The organism is Nostoc sp. UIC 10607, from assembly GCF_047228265.1.
In the GTDB taxonomy this organism is placed as follows: Bacteria; Cyanobacteriota; Cyanobacteriia; order Cyanobacteriales; family Nostocaceae; genus Nostoc; species Nostoc foliaceum_A.
In genome coordinates this window covers 1-6,706 of sequence record NZ_JBIQNW010000132.1, presented here as the reverse complement: position 1 = coordinate 6,706, position 6,706 = coordinate 1, and the positions used below count along the sequence as shown (strand labels likewise).

Below are 6,706 nucleotides of genomic sequence, written 5' to 3'. Positions count from 1 at the left end.
GCTGGCCCCATACGGTAGCTGACCACAATACAATCGGTTATTTCCAGCTTGCGAACGCTTGTTATTTTGAATAGTCCTAACTTTTTAACCAGTACCTCAGAATGTCTCTTAATTGCATCTACGACGGCTTGAGGGTCAACAAAGCGCGAATACTCATAGCCCACATCTACAACGCCGTCAGGCTTAATCTGGAAGCCTTTAACGCCTAAAGCTAGATTGATATCAGTAAACAGAGTACGCGCTATCTCGTTGGCTATTTTGCCGTTGATATCAAAGCCAAAGTCACCATAAACAGGTTCTAATAAATCGCCTTGTAATTGTTGCTGCAATTGACCTATACGCTCGTTTAGTAGCTCGATTTGTAAAAGATAGTTTTGGCGCTCACTAGCGATTGCCTCCCCAACCTCATCTAAATTTTCGTTGTAGCTACTTGCTAAACTCTTGATAATTTCTGCTTTGCTTTGATGTCCGTGCGCTACCTTCTCACCCCAGGATTGCAGCCGTCTAAATAACTGCATAGCTTCACTGGTTATCGAGTCATGCTCTAAGTAAATTTTCTCTAATTCCTGAGACTTAGCAAGTTGAAAACGTTGATTAGCTTCCGTTTCTACTTGAGATTTAAAGTTAAATTCCCATTGCTCACATTCGGATTCTAAATATTCAATACGTTGTTTTTCTTGCTGTGATTGGGTAAACGCTTGGTTCAACTTAGCTTGCAGTTGGGCAATTAAACCCGTGTTTTCTAGTTTGTTATGACCTAACGAGTTGATGGTATTTCTCGCTTCTTTAAGTTCATCTTTCAAGGATTCTAGCTGGCTGCTAGCGTTAGTTAACTTTGACTTGCAAGTGTCAAAATCCCTAATTATTTTATGCAGTGTCTTACCTGCTTGTTCGTTTTTACTTTCAGCATCATTTAGCAATCTCTGTGATTTATTATCCGCGATAAAGTAAGTAATAAAACTTGCTGGCAATGCTCCCACACCAAGCATAGAGATTACTTTGGCTATATCGTTGGTGAACCCTCCAGAAGCTACTGCCAAGCCAGCGCACAAGCTAAAAGCACTTAGCCCTAAGCTGTAGGATAATCTCATGATTTTACCTCTAGGTAATCACCTAACTGTGCTTTAAAGCTTGCTAGATTCCCTTGTGACTCAACAGTTTTTAGCCTTAATTCTTCAGCTTTTATTTGTGCTTGTAATAGTTTTTGGTTTAGTTCATCTTTGCTATAAACTGAGATATTCGTATCAGCGATCGTTTTAACCTGACTAACATCTAAAGCAACTGATTTTTGGGTAGTCACCTCTTTTTGATTCAAATAGTCAAGGTAGTTACCCTTAACTTTTTCAATCTCGGTAGCCGCTTGGATGCCAGCACCAAAAGCTTTTGAGTGCTTACCAATAACAGTAAATTTCTCGCGTGTCAGGTCGAGCGCGGCTCCCGTAAGTTTCAATGCTCGTGTAGAACCCTCATAGATTTTCATCCCTTTATCAAACTGGCTTTGAGTTGCCTGTGGTAGAGTTTCGGGAGGGTTTAAAGGGTCATTTACGCGGTAATCTTCTGGCTTAAAAGCTGGCATCATTCCCGGTACTAAATCGGGAGTTACTGTCATCAAGCCAGGGATACGGCTATCTATGGGAATGCTGGCAGATGTGGCAGAGGTAGCGGATGTAGAATTACTGCTAGATGACCCGTTTTGGTTACGCCCTGCTAACTTCTCAGCTACAGCTTTCGCGGCTGCTTTTGTAACGTCAATTTTTGCCATTGTTGAAAAATTTTCTAGTGTTGAGCAATGATTGATATTTAATTTCTAGTTGTCTAAATGCTTTGTCAATTTCACTAAATTCAAGCGCTAATTCCTCATCCAAATCGTATTTTTTGAGGACTTGTTCTAGCTCTGTTTCGTCCGTTTTCGCGTCTTGAATGTGGCTATTTAAGTCATCCATAAAGCTTTTTTGATATGGGTGCTATATGGCATAATTGCTGGGTAATTAAGATACATTCCCAGAAATGGGATTTTACAAGTGTTGCGGGGGGATGCTGGCAAACATCCCTTTTTTTTACCTGCTCTAATCGCGCTTACCTTGCCCTCTATAAGGTTTTGGTGGTGGGTTTTCGTGTTCTGTTGCGGCTATTGTTTGAGATAGATTACTGGCAAAACTAACAAGGGTAAGCGCGACAAGTAGAGCCATATAGGACATGGCTACTAGGAGAGAGTAGAATTTCATTGGTTGTCAATCTTGATAAAGGGCGATGATCGGGCGATCGCTACTTTGGACGGTAAGCGATCGCTTTTAAATAGGCAAACAAAGTTGAGAACCGATGGCAGCAGCTTCTTCTTCCTTGGCGAGGGTGTTGATAATTTGCTGTAAAAATTTCATGTACTCATGTGACTCAAGATTTTTGCAGTAATCAACGGCATCTTCGTCTAGCTCCCAAAACATTTCTAGATCGGCTATCTCCGAAAGACTCTCAGACGGATGCATTAAGCTTTGGATTAAAAAACTAGAGAGATGAAGCAAGGACGATCTATCAAGTTGAGAAATGATTTTTTCATTGTTCACGGTGAAAAGCCAAATAATTTCTCCAATAACCAGTTCGTGAAATCAAAAGGAGATAACAGGATGTTGATCCCTCTCACGCGATTAACTTTTTTCCCAGTTCAGTGATGATGCCTTCAATTTCTTGGGACAGGTCAGTTTCATCTGGGGTAACTTCTGGCTTTTGCTGTGCAAGTCCAGCCAAATCTCTAATCGCTCCCAAATATCCTTGCTTTTGGTGTTGCCAGTGCTGATTGATACCCTCTGCAAGTTCGGCATCTCGCACAGCTAAATTATTTAAAATCAGTTGGTTCTTAACTTGGGCGATCGCGTCTACTGCTGCTATTTCTTCCGATGCCTGCCGAGCTAGCTGGTCAATTAGCGTTAGCTGGGCATGATTGCTTGGGGATTGGGTAGGGGCTGTTAGATGTTGCTGTTGCTGAGGCAAGGAAAGGGTATTTTGTGGCTGTTCTAGTCCTGGTTCCGATGTTTGCTGTGTTAAATTTTGTGAACTCTCAGGCTGTTCCGGTTGTGTTAAATTTTGTGAATTTTCAGGTAACTCTGAGGTGCTAGCCACAGTTGGTACTTCTGGCTGAAAGTGGGAGGCGATCGCTTCTAAATCTAATTCTGAAACTGCCTTTACAGTATCGAAATCATCGGGGCGAACATGGCTTAAAGCCAGTCTCAAGCTCTGTTCCGTGGTCATATACCTTAAGCAAGCATCATGAATGCTTACTGTGTCTGCTGTTGGTGCTGTAGTTCTCTTCCGTGTTGCCATGATTTACGCTCCCTTTTGGATTTTTTGGATTTGCTGGAATGCTTGCTGATAGCGGTATCTAGAAAAATCATTCGGGTTTTTGGCGATATAGCCTTTGACTCGTTCAGACCGTCGTAGCTGTGCCATTAATCGCCCTACTCTGCCCAAAACCCATGCTTGGTAGGGTGATAAGGGTGATTCCCGGTCGTAACTGCCATCGTGGGTTTTGGGGTAGGCATCTCTGAAACTGGGGATTCTCCAGAAAGCTAAATTCTCCCAAGTGACTAAGGTCGAGCGACTAACACCCAAAACCTCAGCTAAATATGTCTTGGTAGATGGAAAATCAAGAAATGAGTCTAAATCTGTAGAATGTTTGCTCCGTCTAGGTTTCATGGGTTTACTACGGTAATCAATATGAATTAATGGTTAATTAGCTATCAATCGATAGAGCAAGCATCACAATGTCGCTCCTAATCGCTAAAAGCCAGATGGGGTAATACTTTGGCTTACTCGTAGGACGCTAAATAGTGATTTGTTGCCGATTGATTGCCTTGCTGATATGATAGCAAGTGTTCATGCACTCTTGTCAAGGAAAAACTTTGCTACTCTCTGAGTTCATGCCAGCATAGATGTAATATCTATACTGCTAAATATTTATGGGCGAGAATCTTCGAGGCAAGAGAGGTGATCCGAACTACCGATTAATCTCTGGCTATGTGCCTAAAGACCTTGCATTATTGTTTAAAACTATCTGTGCTGCGACAGAGACAGATCAAAGCAAGGCGCTTGAAGAGATGATTTCCAAGTGGGCCAGGGAAAAGCAATCAGTTCTTGACGGAATGAAACAGGAGAAGGAAAAGACAGCATGATCAAACCAAAGAGGCGATCACCAAGATGATTGAGGCGGGAAAATGTGCGTGATGCTATTCTAGTACATCCGAACTATCTACTCTAAACACTTATGGCAACTCGCAGAACACATATTTATGCAGGAAAGGTAGAGAAACTAATTGATCAGCTTACACCAGAGGCAAAGGAATCATGGCAAGATTACGCGACCTCAGCCAAAACATTGCTTGAGTTACAAGTTTGGTGGAATCAGCGGGGGTTTAATCCGTCGCTTGACAGCTTAAGTGTTTGGAGGCGAAAGCACATAAGAGCAGGTGAAACTGCTCAAGCTGTATTTGAGCTACTCTCCAAAACTAAAGGCATTGATGCCAAAGGATGTCTTGAGTTTTGCTGCTGCATCAGTATTGTACTGGCTAATGAAATTCAGGAAAAACTTAAATCTGAATACAATCGTGGCGATGCTCAAACACTTCTGAACTGTCTCAAGGAATCTCGATCTGCTGCAATTGCCTTGGCAGATTTACAATCACGAACTGACCGAATTGAAAGTGTTTTAAGTGGTAGCTATGAATTGGCTTTACGATGCAAAAATGCTGCTAAAGGTGAGCCACAAAGCGAGTGGCTAGAACTCATTTTACAGACGGGATTAACTTCGATTGAGGATGAAATTAAAAGTCAAACTTTGGCAGCGAGGGTTTAAATGGACGCGATCACAGTAGTTTCACTAGTAGATGAAAGTAATCACATTCCGATACAATTCATGTGGAATACGGTTTGCAACCTTGTTTATCAGGAAGAAACAGGAGTTCAATGTATACGGCAGCAACTTAATAAAGATGAACGAACATTCTTAAATCAAATTAATCCCCTTGCAATCCTATATCACAAGTTTTTAATACTATGTGAAAAATGCCATTCTCGTTTAGAACCAGGGCAATATGATAATGCTACTACATGGTTTTTAGAGATTGTATGTGAGGAATATCAACATTGTTTATCAACACACTCTGTAATTCTTGGAGGGAAAGACAAGGGAAGTAAAAATTTTTATCATATTTTTGGTGAATTAAAAAAGGCTAGTAATCCTTTTAAAAACGAAGATCGCCCACATCTTTCATTACTTTTTGACGAAGCTTTAAAAAGACGTAACAAAGAACCAGGATTTTTAAAAAAATACTGGGAACCTATGCTGGCAGCTTTCAAAAAGTTTATGGAATCGTTTAAGACCGAGGATTGGGCGGCCTTATCATACAAATCTGGGGTACTTTGCCAGCGTCATGGGCGAGGTAACGCATTTATCCCACTAGTTCAACAAAATACGCAAGAAAGTTTTCTAAAAGTCAAAAGGAACCGATCGCTCAAAAAGGCTGAAACTGACAACTAAAATAATACCCGATCATAAAGACGCTTACTGCGTAAGGGTTTCATAGGTTGGTCTAAAAACGGCCCTCAAAAAGGGTTTCGTATGAAATGATTAATGTATCAGAAAGACAAAAAGAAAAAGTGCTTGCCCACGAACCTCCAAAATCAGCAAACTGAAATCAGACAATTCAAGCGTTCTGAACAAACGCAAAGACAAAACACTCAAAAAATATCGTTAATTGATTTCAAGCTTATCAAAATTTTGGTAATAGTGGGCGGCTCCAACATTCAAAAGGAGTACCCCCAAACATGTCAAAATCGCCGCAAACAAGGATTCACAGCGATTCCGAAAAACCTAAATTAATAATACCACGCTTGTTCGACAATATCGAACAATCGAACTTACAAAGTTCAAGTTTCCAAAAGCCTTTATTTGACCTAGAGCCTTATCAAAAACCGGGGTGCGCTTGCGAGACTACAAAGATCAGTCCGGGAACTGGGGTACATCATTCCCGCCTAGAGTGCGCTGATTGTGGGCGTTTTATCAAGTGGCTAGCCAAGCCTAAAAGCGGGGTAAAAGCATGAGTCACACAGGATTCGGCAAGATAGCCTCACCCCAAAAATCACTAAATCGAGAGTTAAGGCAGGTTTTCAGGAAATTCAACAAGCGAGGCAACCACAGGTATGAGTCAAGCGCTATTGCAGAATTTAAAAAAAGCAAATATGCTCCCACTGACACAGGAAATTCTGCCACAGGGCAAAGTATTACACCCAGGAACCAGAAAGTACAAACGTGCCCAAAAGAGAATATTCACAAGGCTGATAGCATCGGGAATGAGCAAACAGCTAGCATTAGAATTCTTGAGTCAGCGTCCCAACCTGGAGAGAGTTGCAGGGGTGGGAGTGGTTTTGAGGGCATAGAAGGTCAACATTACCAAGAATTTATTAACAGTGCTATTAACCCTGAAATAGCCGCGCTTAACTTCAAATCGTTGTCAGGGGCGGGTTATGATTACTTGCTCTACAGTCCCAAAATTTCCCGCCGTAACGACGGAAGGATCAGGGATGGAGACATGCGGCGATATGCTCATTTAGCTGATGGTGGTTGGTGGTGTAGCGGAATTAATATTATCACTGGTGAAGATTCCGATTGGGGATGCTTCAAGCCCAACACGCCAAGAATAGATGAGGGTAACAGCAA

At 41.7% G+C, this 6,706-nt stretch carries 11 protein-coding genes; 4 read left to right on the top strand and 7 right to left on the bottom strand.

Features of this window, described 5'->3' with window-relative positions:
- The 7 genes from ACEYW6_RS35410 to ACEYW6_RS35380 form a co-directional block, all read right to left on the bottom strand.
- Window positions 1-1,091, bottom strand: a 1,091-nt coding sequence (locus ACEYW6_RS35410; protein WP_412983480.1) for a hypothetical protein, incomplete at its 3' end; no start/stop codon positions are given.
- The gene (locus tag ACEYW6_RS35405) at window positions 1,088-1,762 is read right to left on the bottom strand and encodes a hypothetical protein (RefSeq protein ID WP_412983479.1); all 675 of its coding nucleotides are present in this window, start codon (window positions 1,760-1,762) and stop codon (window positions 1,088-1,090) included. The genes ACEYW6_RS35410 and ACEYW6_RS35405, both read right to left, overlap by 4 nt.
- Window positions 1,749-1,943, bottom strand: coding sequence for a hypothetical protein (locus ACEYW6_RS35400; RefSeq protein ID WP_412983478.1), 195 nt, complete (start codon window positions 1,941-1,943; stop codon window positions 1,749-1,751). Before ACEYW6_RS35400 ends, ACEYW6_RS35405 begins: the two co-directional genes overlap by 14 nt.
- A 123-nt stretch (window positions 1,944-2,066) precedes the next feature.
- A complete protein-coding gene (locus ACEYW6_RS35395) occupies window positions 2,067-2,225 on the bottom strand; it encodes a hypothetical protein (protein WP_412983477.1) in 159 nt (52 codons plus the stop codon).
- Window positions 2,226-2,291: 66 nt separating this feature from the next.
- Window positions 2,292-2,483, bottom strand: a complete 192-nt coding sequence (locus tag ACEYW6_RS35390) for a hypothetical protein (RefSeq protein WP_412983476.1) — start codon at window positions 2,481-2,483, stop codon at window positions 2,292-2,294.
- 151 nt (window positions 2,484-2,634) lie between these two features.
- Window positions 2,635-3,315 (bottom strand): hypothetical protein, encoded by a 681-nt coding sequence (locus tag ACEYW6_RS35385; RefSeq protein ID WP_412983475.1) that lies wholly within the window; start codon window positions 3,313-3,315, stop codon window positions 2,635-2,637.
- 3 nt (window positions 3,316-3,318) lie between these two features.
- Window positions 3,319-3,687: a hypothetical protein gene (locus ACEYW6_RS35380; protein ID WP_412983474.1), complete on the bottom strand. Its 369-nt coding sequence runs from the start codon at window positions 3,685-3,687 to the stop codon at window positions 3,319-3,321.
- Between the two features lie 263 nt (window positions 3,688-3,950).
- Between ACEYW6_RS35380 and ACEYW6_RS35375 the strand changes: the two genes are divergently transcribed.
- The 4 genes from ACEYW6_RS35375 to ACEYW6_RS35360 form a co-directional block, all read left to right on the top strand.
- Window positions 3,951-4,163, top strand: a complete 213-nt coding sequence (locus ACEYW6_RS35375; protein ID WP_412983473.1) for a hypothetical protein — start codon at window positions 3,951-3,953, stop codon at window positions 4,161-4,163.
- 92 nt (window positions 4,164-4,255) lie between these two features.
- Window positions 4,256-4,843, top strand: a complete 588-nt coding sequence (locus tag ACEYW6_RS35370) for a hypothetical protein (RefSeq protein ID WP_412983472.1) — start codon at window positions 4,256-4,258, stop codon at window positions 4,841-4,843.
- Entirely contained in the window at window positions 4,844-5,527 is a 684-nt protein-coding gene (locus ACEYW6_RS35365; protein WP_412983471.1) for a hypothetical protein, read from the top strand.
- A 559-nt stretch (window positions 5,528-6,086) separates the two neighbouring features.
- The coding region (locus tag ACEYW6_RS35360; protein WP_412983470.1) for a hypothetical protein at window positions 6,087-6,706 on the top strand (620 nt) is incomplete at its 3' end.